The sequence below is a fragment of the Pseudomonas sp. LBUM1660 genome, from assembly GCF_059695935.1.
The window spans coordinates 1,293,223-1,315,894 of the sequence record NZ_CP166795.1 but is presented as its reverse complement, the minus strand read 5'-3'; the positions used below and the strand labels follow the sequence as shown (position 1 = coordinate 1,315,894).

Sequence of the window (22,672 nt, the reverse complement as noted above, 5' to 3'; positions counted from 1 at the left end):
GAAGCGGTCCCAATTATAGTCAGGTACTCCGCGCAGTCTGATTTTACGACTGCTTCGCAGCCGGATGGGAGCAAGCTCCCTCGCCACAAAAGCAGTCGGATCAACGCGCTTTCGGCGTCGCCACTTTGTCGCGCAGATAAACCGGCTGCGCCTCATCCGCCACGATCGCCTCACCACGCTCCCAGGCAAACCGCGCCAGCGTCAGCAGGTCTTCAGCGTGGGGCAGCATGCCCGCGTCCTGGCCGATCAGGTTGACGGCGATGCGCTCGGCATACCCCCAACCCGTGCCGGCGCCGAACCATTCACCCTTGGCATCGGCCGGCAATGCGGCCACTTCCGGTGCCAACACCGCTTCATTGCCGACCAGGCGCATCTCCCCCGCCGTTTCGCGGTAGCACCCCCAATACACTTCATCCATGCGCGCATCGATGGCGGACGCGACCTGGCTGACGCCGTGCTCGCGATACGCACGTTGCGCCAGTACCGCCAGGTTGGAGACCGGCAACACCGGGCGATCCAGCGCAAAGGCCAGGCCTTGCACCACACCGATGGCGATTCGCACGCCGGTGAATGCGCCCGGTCCACGACCGAAGGCGATGGCATCGACCGCTTGCAGGGTGGTCCCGGCGTCGGCGAGCAACTGCTGGATCATCGGCAATAGTTTCTGCGCATGCAGGCGCGGGATCACCTCGTAATGACTCGTGACCTTGCCGTCATGCAGCAAGGCAACGGAGCAAGCTTCAGTCGCGGTGTCCAGGGCCAGCAAGGTGCTCATCGATATTTCCGTAAGAGAGGTCAGAAAAAGTGCGCCAGTATAAACAACTACGGCCCGCAAGCGGGCCGTAGAAGATGAAGCAGTTCAGACTTTTCAGTTCAGCGCTTCAAGCACCTTGCCGGTGATCGCTTCAACCGAGCCGACACCTTCGATGTGGCTGTACTTCGGTTTGCCCTGAGCGACGGACAGCTCCTGGTAGAACTTCACCAGAGGCTCGGTCTGAGCGTGGTAGACGGAGAGACGATGACGCACGGTTTCTTCGGTATCGTCTTTGCGCTGCACCAGCTCGTCACCGGTGATGTCGTCTTTACCGGCAATTTTCGGCGGGTTGTAGACGATGTGGTACACGCGGCCTGAAGCCTCATGCACGCGACGACCGGCAATACGCTGGACGATGTCTTCGTCCTTGACGTCGATTTCGACCACGTGATCCAGCTCGACGCCGGCTTTCACCAGGGCTTCAGCCTGGGGAATGGTGCGCGGGAAACCGTCGAACAGAAAACCGTTGGCGCAATCCGCCTGGCTGATGCGTTCCTTGACCAGATTGATGATCAGGTCATCGGAAACCAGGCCACCGCTGTCCATGACGCTCTTGGCGATCAGGCCCAGCTCGGTGCCGGCCTTGACCGCGGCACGCAGCATGTCGCCGGTGGAGATTTGCGGGATGCCGAACTTTTCGGTGATGAACTTAGCCTGAGTACCTTTACCGGCCCCGGGAGCTCCCAGCAGAATGACGCGCATCGATGTGCTCCTCAATTTTTTATATAGATAACAACGGATTCGCCTCGTGGGGCCAATCTCAAAAACAGGGTCGTGGCCGCCCAAACGGCCAAAGGCTGCTCAAGATACACAGCAGGCCCGGACCACACAAGCCGCCGAAAGTCGGAGAAACCCGCGCCTTGCGTGACCTTTTGACGGGGTACCCCAAGTCGCAACCCCGTCATTAACTGTCGCCTGGCGGACCTTTTCAGCCCCTCGCCCACCGGCACCCGAAGCTCGCGCCGGGCTCCTTCCCCCACGACGAAAACCTTAGCCGGTATTTCGCAAACCGGCAGCGATCCCCGCCACAGACACCAGCAGCGCCTGTTCTACCGGGCTGCCCTGCGCCACTTCCTGTTGCCGCGAACGGGCCAACAGTTCGGCCTGCAATAGATGAAGCGGGTCGAGATAGGTGTTGCGCAAGCGGATGAATTCGAGGGTGTCGGGGCTATGTGCCAGTAGTTGAGACTGGCCAGTCAACCCGAGGACCACGGCGCAGGCCTGCGACAATAGGTCGCGTAAATGCGCACCCAAAGGGAGCAAATCCGGCTCGACCAGACGCTCATCGTAGGATCGGGCAATGTCGGCGTCGGCTTTGGCCAGGACCATTTCCAGCATGTCGATGCGTGTGCGGAAGAACGGCCACTGTTCGCGCATCTGCCCCAACAGCTCACCTTCGCCGCGCTCCAGCGCCTTGCTCAGCGCCGCTTCCCAGCCGAGCCAGGCCGGCAACATCAGGCGCGTCTGGGTCCAGCCGAAGATCCATGGAATGGCGCGCAGGCTTTCGATCCCGCCGGCGCGGCGCTTGGCCGGGCGACTGCCCAACGGCAAACGGCCCAACTCCTGCTCCGGGGTGGATTGGCGGAAATACTCGACGAACTGCGGATTTTCCCGCACCACGGCGCGGTAAGCCTTGACGCCGTCGGCAGCCAATTCATCCATCAAATGGCGCCACGCCGGTTCCGGCGGAGGGGGTGGCAGCAAGGTCGCTTCCAGCACCGCCGCGAGGTACAGATTGAGGTTTTGCTCGGCGATGTCCGGCAGGCCGAATTTGAAACGAATCATTTCCCCCTGCTCGGTGGTGCGGAAACGTCCCGCTACCGAACCGGGCGGCTGCGACAGAATCGCCGCGTGTGCCGGACCGCCGCCGCGCCCCACGGTGCCGCCGCGACCGTGGAACAACAGCAGCTCGACTTGCTGCTCGCGGCAGATATCGACCAAGCGCTCCTGCGCCCGGTATTGCGCCCAAGCCGCGGCGGTGGTGCCAGCGTCCTTCGCCGAGTCGGAATAGCCGATCATCACTTCCTGCGGACCTTGCAGGCGCGAGCGATAGCCCGGCAGCAGCAACAGCTGTTCAATCACCGGGCCGGCGTTGTCGAGGTCAGCTAGGGTTTCGAACAGCGGCACCACGCGCATCGGCCGCAACACGCCGGATTCTTTGAGCAGCAGCTGCACGGCGAGCACATCGGAAGCGGCGCCAGCCATGGAGATCACATAGGAGCCGAGCGAGGCCTCTGGGGCGGCGGCAATTTCCCGGCACGTCGCCAGCACTTCGGCGGTGTCGGCCGACGGCTTGAAGTACGCCGGCAGCAATGGCCGACGGTTGTTCTGTTCACGCACCAGGAAGGCGATGCGCTCTTCCTCGCTCCAGTCTTCATAGCGACCGAGACCGAGGTAATCGGTAATTTCAGTCATCGCCGCCGTGTGACGGGACGAATCCTGGCGCACATCGAGCCGTACCAGGAACAGCCCGAACGTCACCGCCCGACGCAGGCAATCGAGCAACGGCCCCTCCGCGATCACGCCCATGCCGCACTCGTGCAAGGAGTGGTAACACAACTCCAGCGGATCCAGCAGGTCGCGGTTGTTGTGCAGCACATCGGCCGGTGCCGGGGTGGTGGCTGTCAATGACGCATGCGCCCAGTTGCGCGTTGCCCGCAGTCGTTCACGCAACTGTTTAAGCACCGCGCGATAAGGTTCGGCGCTGTCCCCGGCCTGGGCTTTCAGCGCATCGCTGGCCTGTTGCATCGACAGTTCAGCCGCGAGGTGATCGACATCGCGCACGTACAAATCAGCGGCCATCCAGCGCGCCAGCAGCAGCACTTCGCGGGTCACGGCGGCCGTCACGTTCGGGTTGCCGTCACGGTCGCCGCCCATCCACGAGGCAAAGCGAATCGGCGCGCCTTCCAGCGGCAGATGCAGGCCGGTGGCGGCATGCAGGGCTTTATCGGCCTTGCGCATGTAATTCGGAATCGCCTGCCACAGCGAATGCTCGATCACCGCGAAGCCCCATTTGGCTTCGTCGACTGGCGTCGGGCGGGTGCGGCGGATTTCTTCGGTGTGCCAGGCTTCGGCGATCAGGCGCTGCAACTTCGCCTGGATCTGCTCGCGCTCGGCCGTTGTCAGGTCGCGATGATCCTGGGCGGCGAGTTGCGCGGCGATGGCGTCGTATTTCTGGATCAGCGTGCGACGCGCCACTTCGGTGGGGTGCGCGGTGAGGACCAATTCGATCTCCAGCCGTCCGAGCTGCCGGGCCAGGGATTCGGCGCTATGGCCTTCGGCACGCAGGCGCGCGAGCAGTTCCGGCAACACCCGTGCCTCGAACGGCGCCGGCTGCGACTCTTCGCGGCGGTGAATCAGCTGATACTGCTCTGCGATATTGGCCAGGTTGAGAAACTGGTTGAACGCCCGCGCTACCGGCAGCAACTCTTCTTCGCTCAATTGGTTGAGGCTTGCGCTCAGCTCGGCATCCATCGAACCGCGACGGTCAGCCTTGGCGCCCTTGCGGATCTGCTCGATCTTGTCGAGAAAGCCGTCCCCGTACTGTTCACGAATGGTGTTGCCCAACAGTTCACCCAACAGGTGAACGTCCTCGCGCAAGCGTGCATCAATATCGGTCATCAGCAGTTCTCCAGCGAAAATCCGGGTGTCTTTGAATGCCATGCTCTGAGCACAGAGAGTGCCGCTCTAAAGCGCTTCTTACAAGCAGACGACGAAGGGACGGTAAACCTTATGGGTTCGAGCTAGTCTGAAGAGTAAGCCGTACAACGGCTTGCCGCCGACCGATGGCGGACACTCACACGCCTGCCACGAGCAGGAGCGAAATGAGGTTTTTATGAAAATCCGCGAACTTGCCCTGCATTGGGAAGAAAACGCCAAGGGTCGCCTGACCGACACCGGTTACAGGATTCATCTGGACATGGAAGCGGCAGCACGGCTGGCGGCGATTACCGAGATGTACCCCAAACGCCAGCCCGAAGAACTGCTGGGCGAACTGATCGGCGCCGCACTGGAAGAGCTCGAGAAGAGCTTTCCCTACGTGAAAGGATCGACCGTGGTGGCCACCGATGAAGAAGGTGATCCACTGTACGAAGACGTCGGCCCGACCCCGCGTTTTCTCGCATTGTCCCGTCGTCACTTGCACGATTTGTCATCCGGTAATGACAAGCAGAAACACTGATTCCCCCGATATGAACCTGTAGAAGCGAGCCGGCTCCGGGCGGCGTTCCGACGATTGCGGTTGAACAGTCAACATTTCTGTTGGCTGACACACCGCTTCGCGAGCAGGCTCGCTCCTACATTGACCTGCATATCCCTTCGATAATTGCGTGCTCCCAGACCTTGAAAAGTTCGGGAATACCGCTGCACATCGCCAAAGTTCCCGATTTAGAGACTTGTCCGTTCGGTCAAAGTATTTTCGGGCGATAGGCCATCTTCTCTGAACTTTTGAAAAACCCCTCGGGTCACAGCCATTAACCACGCCTGGGACGGCCGTTTCAAAACACCCCGGAAATTGACGGTTACGGCTCCTTGCCCAGCATGGATTTTTAAGTTTTTCAGGAGTTATACCAATGGAGTTGAAGACCATGAAGACCCGAACTGCCAAATCCTCGTTCACCCACCTGCGCGGTCTGAAACTGGCTGCCCTGGCAATCGGCAGCAGCTTTGTACTGGCCGGTTGTGCCGGCAATCCGCCGACCGAGCAATTCGCCGTGACCCAATCGGCTGTGAATGGCGCCGTCAGCGCCGGCGGCACCGAGTTCGCCGCCGTTGAAATGAAATCCGCGCAGGACAAGCTCAAACAAGCCGAAATCGCCATGCACGACAAAAAGTATGCCGAGGCCAAAGTGCTGGCCGAACAAGCTGAGTGGGACGCTCGCGTAGCCGAACGCAAAGCTCAGGCGATGAAAGCCGAACAGGCTGTGAAGGACTCTCAGAAAGGGGTTCAGGAACTGCGTCAGGAAAGCCAGCGCACCGTGCAGTAAGCGCGCGTCCAGACCCACAGACCTGAAGCTCTTATCGATAGAAAGGACGAATTATTATGCGTACACAATTGATGATCCCCGCTCTCCTGGCCGCAAGCGTTGCACTGGCTGCCTGCTCCACCCCGCCTAACGCGAACCTGGAACAGGCCCGCACCAACTACAGCGGCCTGCAAGTCAACCCGCAAGCCAGCAAAGTAGCTGCACTGGAAACCAAAGACGCCAGCGATTACCTGGACAAGGCCGACAAGGCTTACCAGGACAAGAAAGATCAGAACGAGGTCGACCAACTGGCCTATCTGGCCAATCAACGTGTTGAAGTGGCAAAGCAGACCATCGCCCTGCGCACCGCCGAGGCCAACCTGAAAAACGCGGCGGCGCAACGTGCCCAGGCCCGTCTCGATGCTCGCGATCAGCAAATCAAGCAGTTGCAGGACAGCCTCAACGCCAAGCAGACCGATCGCGGTACGCTGGTGACCTTCGGTGACGTGCTGTTCGCTACCGACCGTGCTGACCTGAAATCCAGCGGTTTGGTGGATATCAACAAACTGGCGCAATTTCTCTCGGAAAACCCGGATCGCAAAGTGATCGTCGAGGGTTACACCGACAGCACCGGCACTGCGAGCCACAACCAGTCGCTGTCCGAGCGTCGTGCCGGCTCGGTGCGCATGGCACTGGTAAAAATGGGTGTTGATCCAGCGCGCGTCGTTGCGCAGGGTTACGGCAAGGAATATCCGGTTGCGGAAAACACCAGCACCTCGGGTCGTGCGATGAACCGTCGTGTGGAAGTGACCATTTCCAACGACAACCAGCCCGTGATCCCCCGTTCGGCCGTCAGCTCGAACTAAGCTTCCCCCGCTGAAACACAAAAGCCCCGCCTGAGTCGATCAGGCGGGGCTTTTTATGTCTGCAGATCACTCAACCCCTGTGGGAGCGAGCCTGCTCGCGATTGCGGTTTAACATTCAACACTTCTGTTGTCTGACACACCGTTATCGCGAGCAGGCTCACTCCTACAAGGGATCTTCAGTGAATGCAGGACTGGGTTACTGCTCGAGTTTTTGCGGAGTTTCTTCGCCCATGCAGCGCACGGCTTTTTTCTTGTTGTTGACCAGTACGCCCGTCAGGCCTTTTTGTTCGGTGTCGAACATCACCAGTACGCCGTCGATGCATTGGGCCACTTGCGAGGCAGGCTCCAGGGAGACCTTGTAGTCCTCTCCCGGCACGGTCTTGATCATGGTGAAGTCGCTGAGCAGCAGCGCATCTTCCGGTTTGGCGAAGTGCAGGTAGCCGTAGTACCACAGGGCACCCACCGTGCCGAGGATGCTGCAGATACCGGTGATGATCAGCGGGATGGCGTTACGTTCTTCACTCATTGCGGACTCTCTGGTGGTTCATCTTCTGAATTCGGGGGTGCCGGGTAATTGGGGATTTCACCCAACCGGCGCAGGCCGTTGAAATGCTGCGGGTCGTCGAGATAACGCAGCATGACCTTGCGCCAGACCGGGTCGGCAAATGTCTGCACATGTCCTCCACGGGTCAATTGCAGCACTCGCGGCGGCGGCGCAGCTTGATACAGACGGATGCCGTTGGAAAGGGGCACGATCGGATCGTCGATGCTGTGGTAGATCAGTTTCGGCACGCCATTGAGCTGCGCCATGGAGTGGATCGCGCTGTCGCCGTCCGGCACCAGCCACGAAAGCGGCACCTGGAACGCCCAGGTCAGCCAGGAATTGCTCAGCGCGAATTGGCCGATGCTGCGATAACTGGCCGGCACGCCGTCGAGGACGAAAGCCTTGAGTTGTTTCTGGCGCTCAGGATGTTGAACCAGATAATGCACGGCCATTGAACCACCAAGGCTCTGGCCGAGCAGGATCAGCGGCTTTCCTTTGACCTCGGGGGCCTGATCGAGCCATTTAAACGCGGCGTCAATGTCCTGATAGATCGCCGGCAGACTTGGTTCACCTTCGGACAAACCGTACCCGCGATAATCGATCAGCAACACTTGATAACCTTCCTCCGGCAACCACCAACTCCCGCCCAGATGCATCGGCAGATTGCCGCCGTTGCCGTGCAGATGCAGCACCGTGCCCTTGACCTCGACACCCTTTTTCGCCGGCAGCCACCAACCGTTCAACCTGAGGCCATCGGCAGTGGTCAGGGTCACTTCGTGGTAGTCGAGTTTGGCTTTTTCCGGAGTGAACAGTTGGCCGGGTTCGGGGTAGAACAGCAGGGAGCTGCAACCGCCGAGGGTCAGGAGAAGGCAGACGATGCCGAGGATTCTCATCCTATGAAACCTCGCGAAAATGGGTTGAAACACCGAACAAATGTGGGAGCGAGCCTGCTCGCGATGCGGTTTAACATTCAACACTTCTGTTGTCTGACACACAGCCATCGCGAGCAGGCTCGCTCCCACAGGGGGATTTGGTGATCACAAAATGTTGGAGTAATCCGCTTCGATCCGGTCCAGGCTCAGGTGGTTGAGGAAGTTGGAGAAGCACATCCACGCCGACAGTGCATTCAGGTCGCGGAACTGATCCGGCAAATACTTCGGTGGCACCACCAGCCCTTCATCCACTAACTGACGCAAGGTACGCATGTCTTCCAGCGTGGTCTTGCCGCAAAACAGCAGCGGAATCTGCTCAAGCTTGCCTTTACGCACGGCCAACTGAATGTAGTTGTAAACCATGATAAAGCCCTTGAGGTAGGACAAGTCTTTGGTAAATGGCAGGCCGGTCGGCACCGAACCACGGAACACCCGGCTGGCGTTGCCGTAGCTTTCCGGCATTTCGAAGCCTTGCTCGCGGAAGAATTCGAAGACCTGCAAGAAGTCCGCGCCCTCCTCCACCATGTGAATGGCCCGGGTGCGGTTGGTCAGTTTGCGCAGGCGGCTCGGGTAGGACGCGAAGGTGATGATTTCCATCAGGATCGCCAGCCCTTCCTGGGTCACCGTCGACGACGGCGGGCCTTTGGACAGGAAGGTGCAGATCGGCTGGTTCAGCCCGTTGAGCGTGGTGCCGACGTGTACCAGCCCTTCATGAACTTCCAGGGCGCGCACGTCACGTTCGTTGAACATCGCATCGGTGCGGATCTTGATGTAGTCGGCGCCGGCCGCCGCATCGGCGACAATGCCGTCGGACTCGAACACGCGAATGGTTTCTTCCGCCTCGCCAAATACTTTGCTCAGCCGGGTTTGCAATAAATGCACGGCCTCCTTGGCGGTAAGGATTTTCGGCTCGTCCTTCAGGTCACCCCGGCCATCGATGTTGTTCAGATAATCGGAGAGCATCAGGCCGAGGTCGGACAGGGTCGGGTCGCCGGCATGGAACGCGTCGGACGCAGCGCCGTACAACTCCTGGGAAATCAGGCCGAAATCCTCGGTGCCGCGCGCTTCAAGCATGCGCACCACCATCCGGTATTCCTTGCACATGCGCCGCATGATCTGGCCGACCGGGTTGAACTGGCCGAGCTGACGGGTGATGTCACGCTCGATGTTCTGGAATTCCAGTTTCACTTTGCTGGAATCGAACGACAGCGGCCGATTGAGGTAATAGTCGCGGTCAACGGCCGGCATTTCCTTGCCCTTGGCCTTGAGGAAACCCTTGCGGATGTTGTCGTCCCACTTGACCGCATCGAGGACGCGAATCGGCGTCTGCGCCAGCACAATGCGATCGGACAAAATGCGTATCGTCTGCTGGTAATCGTCCACCCGAAACTCCTGTAGTAAAACCGTTAGGTGCTGGCTTTATTTAACTTTAGCTTTGGCTTTGGCCAGGCGCTGATAACGCACCGCCTCGACGAAGACATCGGAATTGGCCGGATCATCGAGGTAAGCAAAGACCTGGTCCATGCTGTTGTTGATCAAGACACCGTCACCATCATCGGTCTGGAAGACTTCACCGCTCAGGGCTTCTTGTCCGAGGACTTGATTGATCTGCTCGAGATCGAGGTTGTAGACCACCAATTCGTGCTTATCGGTGAGTTCAAACCCGGCAATGATGAAATGCCCACCGAATTGCGCCGGCACTTTCGCCGACAGGTACCAGCGGCTGCCATGGCGTGACACCGTAAAGGGGTAGGCTTCGCGCTCTTTGGGTTTGGCCTTGAAGTAGCTGACCGCCTGGTAGCGATTGTCGCTCAGACGGGTCAACTCCAGATTCATCGGCTCGCCCCAGGCGTTGGTGCTGGTCCATTTGCCGAGCAAACCTTTGGGCGCGGGGTCGCTGGCGGGCAGCGGGTCCCGGAAGGTCACCAGACAGCCACTTAGCAGCAGGAACGACAAGGCGATCACAACGACACGCCAGGCTTTCATTCAACACTCCCTATGAACACACAGCCCCGAATGGTCACCGAACCTGTAGGAGCGAGGCTTGCCCGCGAAGGCGTTGTGTCAGTCAACACATATGTTGAATGTTAAACCGCCTTCGCGGGCAAGCCTCGCTCCTACAGGGTCGAGTGCCCTGCAGGATTTACACCGACGCCAATACCAAATGCATGTAGCGGGTCAGGATACCGAGCATTTCGGCTTCGGCGACAGGCTCGGCGTCGTTGAGCAGGCCCTGATATTCCATCCGTCCGATAATCGCCGTCAACACCTTGGCATCCTGTTGCGGTTCGCGCGAACCCAATACCTGGAAAAGCTGGCACGTACCCTGTAGCAGAATCTGCTGATGTGACCGTACCAACAGCGCCAGGCGCGGGTTCAGCAACGCTTCCTGGCGGAACGCCTGTTCCGCCATCAAGTGTTCGCGGCGGTTGATCAGTTGCCGGTGAACATAGTCCGCCATCAACCGCGCAATGTCGTCCGCCAGCTGCGAGCGCGACTCGGGGCTGCCGTCGCCGCTGACCACCATCTCGCGCAGCAGGCCCTCGTTGTTCACCCACAACTTGGCCATGAACGCGGCGCTGCGTTCCACGTATTGGGCGAAGGTATCGGTGAGCAAGTCATCAATATCCTTGAAGTAGTAAGTGGTGGCCGACAGCGGCACACCGGCCTCGGCTGCCACCGCACGGTGACGCACGGCCCGCACGCCATCACGCACGACAATGCGCATTGCCGCATCGAGAATGTCCTGTCGACGCTGCTCGCTGCCCTGTCGGCTGGCCTTGCGGCCCTGGTACTGAACACTTTCAGCGACTGCAGTGGCGACACCCGCTGCACCCTCTTGAGCCATTGCACGGTTCACGACAGGTCTTCCTCTCTTACTTCAAAAGTAACCATTTGATACGTTTGTACCAGACAGGCAATAAAAAGCCGCCTGTTATAGGCGGCTTTTTTATTGAAACACTTACGCTTGCGGCCGCATGTGCGGGAACAGGATCACGTCGCGGATCGACGGTGAGTTGGTCAACAACATCACCAGGCGGTCGATACCGATCCCTTCACCGGCCGTTGGCGGCATGCCGTACTCCAGCGCGCGAACGAAGTCGGCGTCGTAGTGCATGGCTTCGTCGTCGCCCGCGTCCTTGTCGGCCACCTGCGCCATGAAACGCTCGGCCTGGTCTTCCGCGTCGTTCAACTCGGAGTAGGCATTGGCGATTTCACGGCCACCGATGAACAGTTCGAAACGGTCAGTGACGTTCGGGTTGTCGTCGTTACGACGGGCCAGCGGCGACACTTCGAACGGGTACTGGGTGATGAAGTGCGGCTGCTCCAGCTTGTGCTCGACCAGTTCTTCGAAAATCATCACCTGCAACTTGCCCAGACCTTCGAAGCCCAGCACCTTGGCGCCGGCCTTCTTGGCGATGGCGCGAGCCTTGTCGATGTCGGTCAGGTCGTCAGCGGTCAGCTCAGGGTTGTACTTGAGGATCGAGTCGAACACCGACAGACGCACGAACGGTTCGCCGAAGTGGAACACTTTGTCGCCATACGGCACGTCGGTGCTGCCCAGAACCAGCTGTGCCAGTTCGCGGAACAGTTCTTCGGTCAGGTCCATGTTGTCTTCGTAGTCGGCGTAAGCCTGGTAGAACTCCAACATGGTGAATTCAGGGTTGTGACGAGTCGAAACGCCTTCGTTACGGAAATTGCGGTTGATCTCGAACACTTTCTCGAAGCCGCCGACAACCAGGCGCTTGAGGTACAGCTCAGGCGCGATACGCAGGAACATTTCCATGTCCAGCGCGTTGTGGTGCGTCTCGAATGGCTTGGCCGCCGCGCCGCCCGGAATGGTTTGCAGCATCGGCGTTTCGACTTCGAGGAAGTCGCGCTTCATCAGGAAGCTGCGGATGTGCGCAATCACTTGCGAACGAACGCGGAACGTCTGGCGTACCTCTTCGTTGACGATCAGGTCAACGTAGCGCTGACGGTAGCGCTGTTCGGTGTCGGTCAGGCCGTGATGCTTGTCCGGCAGCGGGCGCAGCGACTTGGTCAGCAGGCGCACTTCGGTCATTTCAACGTACAGGTCGCCCTTGCCGGAACGGGCCAGGGTGCCAACGGCGGCGATGATGTCGCCCATGTCCCAGGTTTTGACCGCGGCCAGGGTGTCTTCGGACAGGGTCTTACGGTTGACGTAGACCTGGATGCGCCCGGTCATGTCCTGGATCACCATGAACGAACCACGGTTGAGCATGATGCGACCGGCAACCTTGACCGGAATAGCAGCCTCTGCCAGCTCTTCCTTGGTCTTGTCCGCGTACTGTTTCTGCAAGTCTTCGCAGTAGTTGTCGCGGCGGAAGTCGTTGGGGAAGGCATTGCCCTTGGCGCGCTCGGCAGCAAGCTTTTCCTTGCGCAGGGCGATCAGGGAGTTTTCTTCCTGTTGCAGGGCCTGGTCGATTTGTAGGTCGCTCATGTCTTTAAAAATTCCATCACAGGTTCGTTGCCCCCACCGAGGGCAGGGGACTTAAGGTCTTGACTGACGGTTTACAGCCCTTGTTTCAGGCTTGCCACCAGGTATTCGTCGATATCGCCGTCGAGTACCTTGTCGCAGTCACTGCGTTCGATGTTAGTGCGCAAATCCTTGATTCGCGACGCATCGAGCACGTAAGAGCGAATCTGGTGACCCCAGCCGATGTCGGACTTGGTGTCTTCCAGGGCCTGGGAGGCGGCGTTGCGTTTCTGCACTTCCTGCTCGTACAAGCGCGCCCGCAACATTTTCATCGCGGTGTCTTTGTTGGCGTGCTGGGAGCGTTCGTTCTGGCAGCTGACCACAGTGTTGGTCGGAACGTGAGTAATACGCACGGCCGAGTCAGTGGTGTTTACGTGCTGACCACCGGCACCCGAGGAGCGGTAGGTGTCGATGCGCAGGTCCGACGGGTTGATGTCGATTTCGATGTTGTCATCGATTTCCGGCGACACGAACACGGCCGAGAACGAGGTGTGGCGGCGGTTGCCGGAGTCGAACGGGCTCTTGCGCACCAGACGGTGCACGCCGATCTCGGTGCGCAGCCAGCCAAAGGCGTATTCGCCCTTGATGTGGACCGTGGCGCCCTTGATCCCGGCGACTTCACCGGCCGACAGTTCCATGATGGTCGCGTCGAAACCGCGTTTGTCAGCCCAGCGCAGGTACATGCGCAGCAGGATGTTGGCCCAGTCCTGGGCCTCGGTACCGCCGGAGCCGGCCTGGATGTCCAGGTAGGCGTTGTTGGCGTCCATCTCACCGCTGAACATGCGACGGAATTCGAGTTTTTCCAGCGACTCGCGCAGTCGCTCGACTTCGGCAGCGACGTCATCGACGGCGGCCTGGTCTTCTTCTTCGGCGGACATCAGTAGCAAATCTTTGGCGTCGGCCAGACCGCTGTGCATTTCGTCGAGGGTTTCGACGATCTGAGCCAGCAGCGACCGCTCGCGGCCCAGTTCCTGAGCGTAAGACGGGTTGTTCCAGACAGACGGATCTTCAAGCTCGCGATTGACTTCAGTCAGACGCTCATGCTTTTGATCGTAGTCAAAGATACCCCCGAATAGTTTCGGAGCGCTCGGACAGGTCCTTGATACTGTTAAGGATCGGGTTGATTTCCATGGCGGGCAGCACTCGTTGGCGAACTTTTGAAAGCCGGCGAGTATAACGCAATCATGCTGTCACGGCAGCCCGCCTGGCGGCTTTAGGGCGAATGGTTTTGGCTGATTGTGATGTAGAGGCTGACACTTGTAGCAGCTGCCGAGCCTGCGAGGCTGCGTTCGAGGACGCAGTCCTCGTCAATTCTTTGCATGCGGTTTACCTGAAAGACTGCGCTGCCTGAATTTACGACGGTTTCGCCGCCGAACGCAGCCTCGCGCTGCTCGGCAGCTGCTACAGGAAGCATCGGGTTATTCGATGCCCACCTGATTGCGCCCATTGTTCTTCGCCAGGTACAGCCCCTTGTCCGCCGCCGAGATCAATTGCCGGCAGTCACTGCCCGGCTGCGGGATCATGGTCGACAGTCCGATGCTGATGGTCAGGCTTGAGCCTTCGCTGGGGAAAATGTGCGGAATCTTCAGCGCTTCCACGGTGAGCCGTAGTTTTTCCGCCACCAGCCGCGCGCCGCCCGGCGTGGTGTTGGGCAGCACCAAAACAAACTCTTCACCCCCGTAACGGGCGGGCAGGTCCGACGGTCGGGCGCTCGCGTCGCGAATCGCGGTCGCGACTTTGCGCAGGGCTTCATCGCCTTCGAGGTGGCCGAAGCTGTCGTTGTAGGACTTGAAGTAGTCGACATCAATCATCAGCAGCGACAGTTGACTCTGATCACGTAGCGACCGGCGCCATTCCAGCTCCAGGTATTCGTCGAAATGCCGGCGATTCGACAGCCCGGTCAAGCCGTCGGAGTTCATCAACCGCTGCAACACCAGGTTGGTGTCGAGCAACTGCTGCTGGCTGACCCGCAAAGCGCGGTAGGCCGCATCGCGCTGCAGCAGCGTCATGTAGGAACGCGAGTGATAGCGAATGCGCGCCACCAGTTCGATGTTGTCCGGCAGCTTGACCAGGTAATCATTGGCCCCGGCAGCAAACGCCGCGCTCTTGATCAGCGGGTCTTCCTTGGTCGACAGGACAATGATCGGAATGTTTTTGGTCGCCGGATGGTTACGGTATTCACGCACCAGGCTCAGGCCGTCCAGACCGGGCATCACCAGGTCCTGCAGGATCACTGTCGGTTTGATGCGGATCGCCTGCGCGATGGCCTGATGCGGGTCGGCGCAGAAGTGGAAGTCGATATTGACTTCGTTCGACAACCCGCGACGCACCGCCTCGCCGATCATCGCCTGATCATCCACCAACAACACCATGGCGGCGTTTTCGTTGGTCTTGAAGTCGTCGAGCTGTAAGTCAGTCATGTGCGGTCACCTGAATACTGCCTGCGCCAGGATTGCTGTGAAAAGTCTTCATTTTGGGAAAATCTCCAGCAATCGTGGCGCTATCTTGTCCAGTGGGCGAACTTCCACGGCAGCGTCGATGGCCGCTGCCGCTTTCGGCATTCCGTACACCGCACTGCTGTGTTGGTCCTGAGCGATGGTCAAGTAGCCCTGTTGGCGCATGAGTTTAAGCCCCTGCGCGCCGTCGCGCCCCATGCCGGTGAGCAAAACCCCCACGGCATCGCCGTTCCAGTAACTGGCCACGCTCTCGAAAAACACATCGATCGAGGGCCGATAGATCTCGTTGACCGGTTCGGCGGTGTAGGCCAGCGTGCCGTTTTTCAACAAGCGAATATGGTGATTGGTGCCCGCCAGCAACACCGTGCCGGCCAGCGGCGGCTCACCTTCCTGGGCCAGGCGCACATTCAGGCCGCTGGCGCTGCTGAGCCATTCGGCCATGCCGGCGGCGAATACCTGGTCCACATGCTGCACCAGCACGATGGCCGCCGAAAAATCCCGTGGCAGGCCCTTGAGCAAGACTTCCAGTGCGGCTGGCCCGCCTGCCGAGGAGCCAATTGCAACCAGGCGCTGGCGCGAGGCCGAGCTGCGCAGCGGACTGGGGACCGATCGCTCTCGATTGCCCTTGTCACCAATCAGCCAGCCAATGTTAATGATCTTGCGCAACAACGGCGCCGCCGCCTCCTGGGCATTGCCCGCCCCGAGGGCCGGAGTGTCGACCACATCCAGCGCACCGTGGCCCATGGCCTCGAACACCCGGTGCACGTTCTGCTGCCGGTCGACCGTGACGATGACAATGGCGCACGGGGTTTCGGCCATGATCCGCCGGGTGGCCTCGACGCCGTCCATCACCGGCATGATCAGGTCCATCAGGATCAGGTCCGGCGTATGTTCGGCGCAACGCTGCACCGCTTCAGCGCCATTGCCGGCAACCCAGACCACTTCATGCGCCGGTTCGAATGCCAGGGCGCGGCGCAGGGCCTCCACCGCCATGGGCATGTCGTTGACGATCGCTATTTTCATGCCCGCGCTCCTCCTATGAGCTCAACCACTGCATCAAGCAGGGCATCGTCATGAAAACTGGCTTTGGCTAGATAATAGTCGGCTCCGGCGTCCAGTCCACGACGACGGTCTTCTTCGCGATCTTTATAGGACACCACCATCACCGGCAGCGATTGCAGGCGATTGTCCTGGCGCAGTAAAGACACCAGTTCGATGCCGTCCATGCGCGGCATATCAATGTCGGTAATCAGCAGATCGAAATCCTCCGAACGCAGTGCGTTCCAGCCATCCATACCGTCGACCGCCACGGCCACGTCGTAACCACGATTGAGCAGCAACTTGCGCTGCAATTCGCGAACGGTCAACGAATCGTCGACCACCAGAATCCGTTTACGGGCCGCTTCTACGGCCTGGCTGCCCTGACGGGCAATCCGCTCCAGCCGCCCGGTGTTGAGCAGTTTGTCCACCGAGCGCAGCATGTCTTCAACGTCGACGATCAGCACCACCGACCCGTCGTCGAGCAAGGCCCCGGCGGAAATGTCCTGCACCTTGCCCAGACGTTCGTCCAGCGGCAGTACGACCAAAGTCCGCTCGCCGATAAACCGCTCGACCGCCACCCCGTAAACCGCCTCGCGCTCGCGGATCACCACGACTTTCAGGGTTTGCTGACTACTTGTGCTCGCCGGGCGCTGCAACAGCTGACTGGCGGCGACCAGCCCGACATGCCGACCTTCGTGCCAGAAGTGCTGACGCCCTTCGACCTGGACGATGTCCGCCGGTTCCAGATCGCACATGCGTTCGATGTGCGCCAGCGGAAACGCATACGCCTCGTCACCGACCTCCACCACCAGACTGCGCACCACCGACAGTGTCAGCGGCACTTCGAGGTGAAAGCGGCTGCCCTCGCCTGCCGTCTGCTCCAGCACCACCGCGCCGCGTAACTGACGGACCATGTGCTGAACCGCGTCCAGGCCGACGCCGCGCCCGGACACTTCGGTGACCGTGTCGCGCAGGCTGAAACCCGGCAGAAACAAGAAGGTCAGCAGCTCTTCTTCGCTCAACTGGGCAGCGGTTTCGGCGGGGGATAACTGCCGCGAGATGATGCTGCTGCGGACCTTTTCCAGATCGACGCCGTGACCGTCATCGCTCAACTCCAGCACCAGCAGACCGGCTTGATGGGAGGCGCGCAGCCGAATCAACCCTTCTTCGGGCTTGCCAGCGAGCAAGCGTTGCTCGGGGGACTCGATGCCGTGATCGACGGCGTTGCGCAATAAGTGCGTCAGCGGCGCTTCGAGCTTTTCCAGGACGTCGCGATCGACCTGGGTTTTCTCGCCCTCGATCTCCAGCCGCACCTGTTTACCGAGGCTGCGACCGAGGTCGCGGACCATGCGCACTTGCCCCGTCAACACGTCGGCAAACGGCCGCATGCGACAGGCCAGCGCGGTGTCGTACAAGACTTGCGCTCGCTGACTGGCGTGCCAGGCAAACTCATCCAGTTCTGCGTTTTTTTCCACCAGCATTTGTTGCGCCTCGGCCAGCAGCCGACGGGCATCGCCCAGAGCTTCCTGGGCTTCGAGGCTCAAGGCATGCTCTTTGAGATGGACGTTGAGGTTTTCCAGCGCCCGCAGGCCATTGTTCTGCATGCGCTTGAGGCGTTGCATCGTGGCCAAGTGCGGCTTGAGTCGCTGGGTTTCGACCAGGGATTTGCTCGACAGGTCGAGCAGGCTGTTCAAACGTTCGGCCGTGACGCGCAGTACGCGTTCGCCGTTTTCGGTGGTGCGCCGGGGCTTTTTCGGGGGTTCTGCGGGTGGAGGTTCGGCGGCCGGAACCAACTCTTCGACCAGTGGTGCGGGCGCTTCGGGCTCCCGCTCGGACTCGGTCATGAACGGGGCGATCGGCGTGCTGATCGGCGCGGCCAGCGCCAGCGGATCGAGCAACCGCGCCATCAATACCAGATAGGCCTCGATCTCCGCCGCAACGGAATTGTTGTTGGGCGTCGCAATGCGCATCAGCAAATCAGTGCCTTGCAGCAAGGCGTCAATGTGCTCGGGCCGCAGGTACAGGCGCCCTTCCTGCGCGCTGACCAGGCAATCTTCCATCACATGGGCGACGCTCACGCCGGCATCAACCCCGACAATCCGCGCCGCACCTTTGAGCGAGTGAGCGGCGCGCATGCACGATTCGAGGTGATCGGCCTGGGTCGGGTCGCGTTCCAGCGCCAGAAGACCTGCGCTCAGCACCTGGGTCTGGGCTTCGGCTTCGAGGCTGAACAGCTCCAGCAACGAGGCGTCGCGCATTTGCTCGGGGGTCATGTGAGGCTCCGGGTCACGGCGGACAACAGCTGTTCTTCATCCAGCCACCGCAGGCTGCGACCCTTGAATGGCAACACGCCACGGGTGAACTTGGCGCTGGCCTGGGTACCGGATTGCGACGCGGCATCGAGGATACGCTCGTCGATGGCATGAATCCCGTCCACTTCGTCCACCGGCACCACTACTGGCCCGCCGTGGGCGGCAATGATCAGCATCCTCGGCATCACGCGTGCGCCAGACACCACGCTGCCGGAGCCATCGAGACCGAGCAGTTCGACCAGCGACAGGCACGCCACCAACGCACCGCGCACATTCGCCACGCCGAGCAGGGCCCGGGAGCGCTGGTGCGGCAACGAATGAATCGCTTGCAGCGGTGCCACTTCGACCAGGCTGCGAGTGGCCAGGCCCAGCCATTCTTCGCCGAGACGAAACATCAGCAGCGAGCGGGTTTTCACGTCGATTTCGACCGCCACCGAGACCTGCTCGCGATCGTCTTGTTGCAAGGCGTAGCGGTCGAGCAAGCGCGTAGCCGCGGCGGAATACACCGCGCAATTACGGCAGTGAATGTGTTCGATCAGCAGCGGGCAGGACTTGTCGCCGTGGATCCCAATGCGGTTCCAGCAGTCATCGATGGCCTGGGCATCTTTATGGGTGAGGTTCAAGGAGTCGGAGGCGGTCATCGTTTACGCTCACTGTCGGCGGCGCGTTCGCTGCGGGCGGCGCGGTCTTGCAATCTTTTCGCACCCGCCGTGTCGCCCTGGGATTGCAGCAAGGCGGCCAAGTGCATCAACGCGTCAGGGTGTTGCGGTTCGAGGTACAGCGCCTTGCGATAAAAACCCTGGGCCTCGAGGACTCGGCCGGCGACATCGCTGAGCAGTCCCAGCCAATAAAACACTTGGGCCACCGGCTCGTGGCTGCGCAAATAGCCTTCGCAGGCGGCGCGGGCTTCGGCACTTTTGCCTTCGTTGGCGAGGGCCGCGATGTTGGCCAGCAAGGCGGTAGCGTCCGAAGCTTTTGGCGTGACGGCCGGCGGTGTGAGGGTTGCGAACGGACGATTGCGCACCGGCGGCGGTGTCACGCTGCGCACCGGCTGACGCACTGGCAGCGGTGTCGGAACAAAGACTGGCAGAGGCTCGGGCGCACTCTGGCGACTGAAGGCAAAAGACTGCGGGATGCCAATCGAGCGCATGCCGAAACGACCAAGCAAGCTGCCTTCGGCCGGACCGATAAACAGCACGCCGTCGACATGGGTCAGGCGCTTGAGCACTTCGAAGACTTGCTGCTGGGTGGGCAGATCGAAATAGATCAGCAGGTTGCGGCAGAACACAAAATCATAGGGTGGCTCGCTGGCCAGCAGCGCCGGATCCAGCAGATTGCCGACCTGCAAACGCACCTGATCGAGCACTCGCTCGCTAAGGCGGTAGCCGTCTTCTTCGGCCGTGAAATGCCGCTCGCGAAATTCGATGTCCTGGCCACGAAATGAATTCTTGCCGTACAGCGCACGCTTGGCTTTTTCCACCGACAGCGGGCTGACGTCCATGCCTTCGACTTTGAACTGATGCGGCTTGAATCCGGCATCGAGCAAGGCCATGGCGATAGAGTACGGCTCCTCGCCCGTCGAACACGGCAGGCTGAGGATCCGCAGTGCGCGCATGTTGTTGATCTCAGCCAGTCGTTTACTGGCCAGCTTCGCCAGGGTGGCGAAGGACTCCGGGTAGCGGAAAAACCAGGTCTCGGGAACGATCACCGCTTCGATCAGCGCCTGCTGTTCGTCCTGCGAACCTTGCAACGTGTGCCAATACTCATCGGCCGTCAGCGCCCTGGAGGCGGTGCTGCGCTGGCGCAGCGCGCGCTCGATGATCGCCGGCCCCACCGACGTCACGTCGAGGCCGATGCGTTCCTTGAGGAAATCGAAAAACCGCTGATCGCTGCTCATGGCTGTTCCTCAAGCGATGCCGGGTCCAGCGGTGGCGAAGGAAACAGCAGCGCGCGCACCTTTTCATCGAGCAGATCGGCCACTCGCACCCATTGCAGCAAGCCTTGGGCATCTTCACGGACCGGCCCCAGGTAGGGCGCCTGGCGATTGTCCAGGCCGTAGGGTTTAAAATCCGCCGGGTTGCAGCGCAAGGTGTCGGTGGCCTGTTCCAGAATCAGCCCGAGTAACTTTGAAGGCGTCTGCTCATCCGGCCAATAGTGCACCAGCACCAGCCGTGTGCTGGTGCGCGATTGCGCCGGTTCGCCAAAGGTCAGCGCGCTGAGGTCGATCACCGGCACCACCGCGCCGCGATAGGCGAACACCCCGGCGACCCAGTCCGGCGCCTTGGCAATCGGCTTCAATGGCAGACGCGGCAGCACCTCGGCCACTTCGCGCGCCTGCAAGGCATAACGCTCGTTGCCGATGCGAAACAGCAGAAACAACGCGTGCTTTGCCGGCATCACCGCGCTGCGTTTGGCCGCGAGTTCGCTCATCAGACTTTGAATCGCGAGACGCCGCCCCGCAGCCCTACGGCCACCTGGCTCAGCTCGTCAATCGCGAAACTGGCCTGGCGCAGGGACTCGACGGTCTGGCTGCTGGCGTCACCCAACTGCACCAGCGCGTGGTTGATCTGTTCGGCGCCGGTGGCCTGCGCCTGCATGCCTTCGTTGACCATCAACACGCGCGGCGCCAGCGCCTGAACCTGGTGGATGATCTGCGACAGCTGCTCACCGACCTGCTGCACTTCGGACATGCCGCGGCGTACTTCTTCAGAGAACTTGTCCATGCCCATGACCCCGGCCGACACCGCCGACTGGATCTCACGGACCATTTGCTCGATGTCATACGTGGCCACAGCGGTCTGGTCCGCCAGACGCCGCACTTCGGTGGCGACCACGGCAAACCCGCGCCCGTATTCGCCAGCCTTTTCGGCTTCGATGGCAGCGTTCAGCGACAAGAGGTTGGTCTGGTCGGCGACTTTGACGATGGTCACCACCACCTGGTTGATGTTGCCGGCCTTCTCGTTGAGGATCGCCAGTTTGGCATTGACCAGATCGGCCGCGCCCATCACCGAGTGCATGGTCTCCTCCATGCGCGCCAGGCCTTGCTGCCCGGACCCGGCCGCTACCGAGGCCTGATCGGCGGCGGTGGAGACTTCGGTCATGGTGCGCACCAGATCACGGGAGGTGGCCGCGATTTCACGGGACGTCGCGCCGATTTCGGTGGTCGTGGCAGCGGTTTCGGTGGCGGTGGCTTGTTGTTGCTTGGAGGTGGCAGCGATCTCGGTCACCGAGGTGGTGACCTGCACCGAGGAACGCTGGGCCTGGGACACCAGGGACGTCAGCTCGGTCATCATGTCGTTGAAGCCGGTTTCCACGGCGCCGAATTCGTCCTTGCGCGCCAGGTTCAGACGACCGCTGAGATCGCCGGTACGCATTATTTCGAGGATCTGCACAATGCGGTTCATCGGCGCCATGATCGCGCGCATCAATAAAAGACCACACAACCCGGCACTAATGACTGCGACCAGCAACGAAATGCCCATGATCAGCTTCGCCACCGCGACCGATGAAATGATCGAGTCAGTGGCTGCTTCAGCCGCCTCCCTGTTGAATTCAATGAGTTCATCCAGCTGTTTGCGGCCGGCAGCCCATGCTGGGGTCAGCTCTTCGGTGAATATGCGACGGGCCTGTTCGACGTCCTTATGCTGGTAGGCATCGAGTACCACTTCTAGCAGCTTGTCATATTGATCGTGCAGCTTTTCAAACTCGTCGAATCTTGCCTGATCATCTTTCTCGAAGATGGTACCCCGGTAGCTGGTCATCGAGCGTTGCAGCCTTTCCTCAATACCCTGGTACATATCCTTGTCAGCCTGGGTCATTCCCCGACCGCCACCCAGCCCTATCAGTTGCTGGGTCAGCACGTAATCATCGACCCAGGCACCGCGAATCAGGGAGCTGGAGTGAATCCCGGGAAGACTGTCCGAGCGCACAACGTTCTCACTGGACTCAATCGACAGTAAACGGGAATACGACACGACGACCATCAGCAACATGATGGCGATAATCACCGCAAAGCTCGCCAAGATGCGTTGGCGTAACGTCCAGTTCTTCACAGTCAGTCCTCGGGGCGGTACAAATGCTGCGGAGTATAGCTGAGGGTGTTTCATTTATAAGACGGCTGTCATGCCACTATTCATGGCGATGACAACGGATTGGCGGGAATGTGCGGTGAGGTCACCGGAATGGGGTGAGGCTTGAAACGCCTTTGCGAGAAGACTCGCGCCCACAGTTGTATGGGAGCGAGCC

General features: G+C 60.4%; 20 protein-coding genes. 3 read left to right on the top strand and 17 right to left on the bottom strand.

Annotation, left to right across the window (positions count from 1 at the left end):
- Nucleotides 1-100 precede the first annotated feature (100 nt).
- From tsaB to ppc, 3 genes are all read right to left on the bottom strand, one after another.
- The gene (gene tsaB, locus ACA068_RS06000) at nt 101-775 is read right to left on the bottom strand and encodes a tRNA (adenosine(37)-N6)-threonylcarbamoyltransferase complex dimerization subunit type 1 TsaB (RefSeq protein ID WP_497308365.1); all 675 of its coding nucleotides are present in this window, start codon (nt 773-775) and stop codon (nt 101-103) included.
- 93 nt (nt 776-868) lie between these two features.
- Nucleotides 869-1,516 carry an adenylate kinase gene (gene adk, locus ACA068_RS05995; RefSeq protein ID WP_497308363.1) on the bottom strand — a complete coding sequence of 216 codons (648 nt, stop codon included), beginning with the start codon at nt 1,514-1,516 and terminating at the stop codon, nt 869-871.
- Nucleotides 1,517-1,804: 288 nt separating this feature from the next.
- Nucleotides 1,805-4,435 carry a phosphoenolpyruvate carboxylase gene (gene ppc / locus ACA068_RS05990; protein ID WP_497308361.1) on the bottom strand — a complete coding sequence of 877 codons (2,631 nt, stop codon included), beginning with the start codon at nt 4,433-4,435 and terminating at the stop codon, nt 1,805-1,807.
- A gap of 214 nt (nt 4,436-4,649) precedes the next feature.
- Here ppc and ACA068_RS05985 point away from each other — a divergent pair, with 214 nt between their 5' ends.
- From ACA068_RS05985 to lptF, 3 genes are all read left to right on the top strand, one after another.
- Entirely contained in the window at nt 4,650-4,994 is a 345-nt protein-coding gene (locus ACA068_RS05985) for a pilin assembly protein (RefSeq protein WP_462025727.1), read from the top strand.
- 391 nt (nt 4,995-5,385) lie between these two features.
- On the top strand, nt 5,386-5,799 hold the full coding sequence (locus ACA068_RS05980; protein WP_497308359.1) for a DUF4398 domain-containing protein: 414 nt from the start codon (nt 5,386-5,388) through the stop codon (nt 5,797-5,799).
- A gap of 56 nt (nt 5,800-5,855) precedes the next feature.
- Nucleotides 5,856-6,644: a lipotoxin F family OmpA-related lipoprotein LptF gene (lptF, locus tag ACA068_RS05975; protein ID WP_497308357.1), complete on the top strand. Its 789-nt coding sequence runs from the start codon at nt 5,856-5,858 to the stop codon at nt 6,642-6,644.
- Nucleotides 6,645-6,840: 196 nt separating this feature from the next.
- On the opposite strand, the gene ACA068_RS05970 is transcribed toward lptF, so the two are convergent.
- The 14 genes from ACA068_RS05970 to ACA068_RS05905 all read right to left on the bottom strand — a co-directional run bounded on the left by ACA068_RS05970 (nt 6,841) and on the right by ACA068_RS05905 (nt 22,419).
- On the bottom strand, nt 6,841-7,170 hold the full coding sequence (locus tag ACA068_RS05970) for a PA3694 family proteiin (protein WP_497297603.1): 330 nt from the start codon (nt 7,168-7,170) through the stop codon (nt 6,841-6,843).
- Nucleotides 7,167-8,081 carry an alpha/beta hydrolase gene (locus tag ACA068_RS05965; RefSeq protein ID WP_497308355.1) on the bottom strand — a complete coding sequence of 305 codons (915 nt, stop codon included), beginning with the start codon at nt 8,079-8,081 and terminating at the stop codon, nt 7,167-7,169. The genes ACA068_RS05970 and ACA068_RS05965 overlap by 4 nt, the downstream gene beginning before the upstream one ends.
- Nucleotides 8,082-8,225: 144 nt before the next feature.
- Nucleotides 8,226-9,503 (bottom strand): flavohemoglobin expression-modulating QEGLA motif protein, encoded by a 1,278-nt coding sequence (locus ACA068_RS05960; RefSeq protein WP_497308354.1) that lies wholly within the window; start codon nt 9,501-9,503, stop codon nt 8,226-8,228.
- A 36-nt stretch (nt 9,504-9,539) separates the two neighbouring features.
- Nucleotides 9,540-10,106, bottom strand: coding sequence for a hypothetical protein (locus ACA068_RS05955; protein WP_497308352.1), 567 nt, complete (start codon nt 10,104-10,106; stop codon nt 9,540-9,542).
- A gap of 157 nt (nt 10,107-10,263) precedes the next feature.
- On the bottom strand, nt 10,264-10,980 hold the full coding sequence (locus ACA068_RS05950; protein WP_497308351.1) for a TetR/AcrR family transcriptional regulator: 717 nt from the start codon (nt 10,978-10,980) through the stop codon (nt 10,264-10,266).
- A 102-nt stretch (nt 10,981-11,082) separates the two neighbouring features.
- Nucleotides 11,083-12,582 carry a lysine--tRNA ligase gene (lysS, locus tag ACA068_RS05945; protein ID WP_497308349.1) on the bottom strand — a complete coding sequence of 500 codons (1,500 nt, stop codon included), beginning with the start codon at nt 12,580-12,582 and terminating at the stop codon, nt 11,083-11,085.
- 71 nt (nt 12,583-12,653) lie between these two features.
- A protein-coding gene (prfB, locus tag ACA068_RS05940) for a peptide chain release factor 2 (protein WP_095920368.1) occupies nt 12,654-13,749 on the bottom strand; the annotation gives its coding sequence in 2 pieces (ribosomal slippage) (nt 12,654-13,676 and nt 13,678-13,749; 1,095 coding nt in all).
- Between the two features lie 287 nt (nt 13,750-14,036).
- A complete protein-coding gene (locus tag ACA068_RS05935) occupies nt 14,037-15,038 on the bottom strand; it encodes a diguanylate cyclase domain-containing protein (RefSeq protein ID WP_497308347.1) in 1,002 nt (333 codons plus the stop codon).
- A 48-nt stretch (nt 15,039-15,086) separates the two neighbouring features.
- Nucleotides 15,087-16,097: a chemotaxis response regulator protein-glutamate methylesterase gene (locus ACA068_RS05930; protein WP_497308345.1), complete on the bottom strand. Its 1,011-nt coding sequence runs from the start codon at nt 16,095-16,097 to the stop codon at nt 15,087-15,089.
- Entirely contained in the window at nt 16,094-18,388 is a 2,295-nt protein-coding gene (locus ACA068_RS05925) for a hybrid sensor histidine kinase/response regulator (protein ID WP_497308343.1), read from the bottom strand. The genes ACA068_RS05930 and ACA068_RS05925 overlap by 4 nt, the downstream gene beginning before the upstream one ends.
- A complete protein-coding gene (locus tag ACA068_RS05920; protein WP_497308341.1) occupies nt 18,385-19,068 on the bottom strand; it encodes a chemotaxis protein CheW in 684 nt (227 codons plus the stop codon). The genes ACA068_RS05925 and ACA068_RS05920 overlap by 4 nt, the downstream gene beginning before the upstream one ends.
- Complete coding sequence (locus tag ACA068_RS05915; RefSeq protein WP_497308339.1) at nt 19,065-20,324, bottom strand: CheR family methyltransferase; 1,260 nt, start codon at nt 20,322-20,324, stop codon at nt 19,065-19,067. The genes ACA068_RS05920 and ACA068_RS05915 overlap by 4 nt, the downstream gene beginning before the upstream one ends.
- A complete protein-coding gene (locus tag ACA068_RS05910; RefSeq protein WP_497308337.1) occupies nt 20,321-20,857 on the bottom strand; it encodes a chemotaxis protein CheW in 537 nt (178 codons plus the stop codon). The genes ACA068_RS05915 and ACA068_RS05910 overlap by 4 nt, the downstream gene beginning before the upstream one ends.
- Entirely contained in the window at nt 20,857-22,419 is a 1,563-nt protein-coding gene (locus tag ACA068_RS05905) for a methyl-accepting chemotaxis protein (RefSeq protein ID WP_497310540.1), read from the bottom strand. The genes ACA068_RS05910 and ACA068_RS05905 overlap by 1 nt, the downstream gene beginning before the upstream one ends.
- Nucleotides 22,420-22,672: the final 253 nt, after the last annotated feature.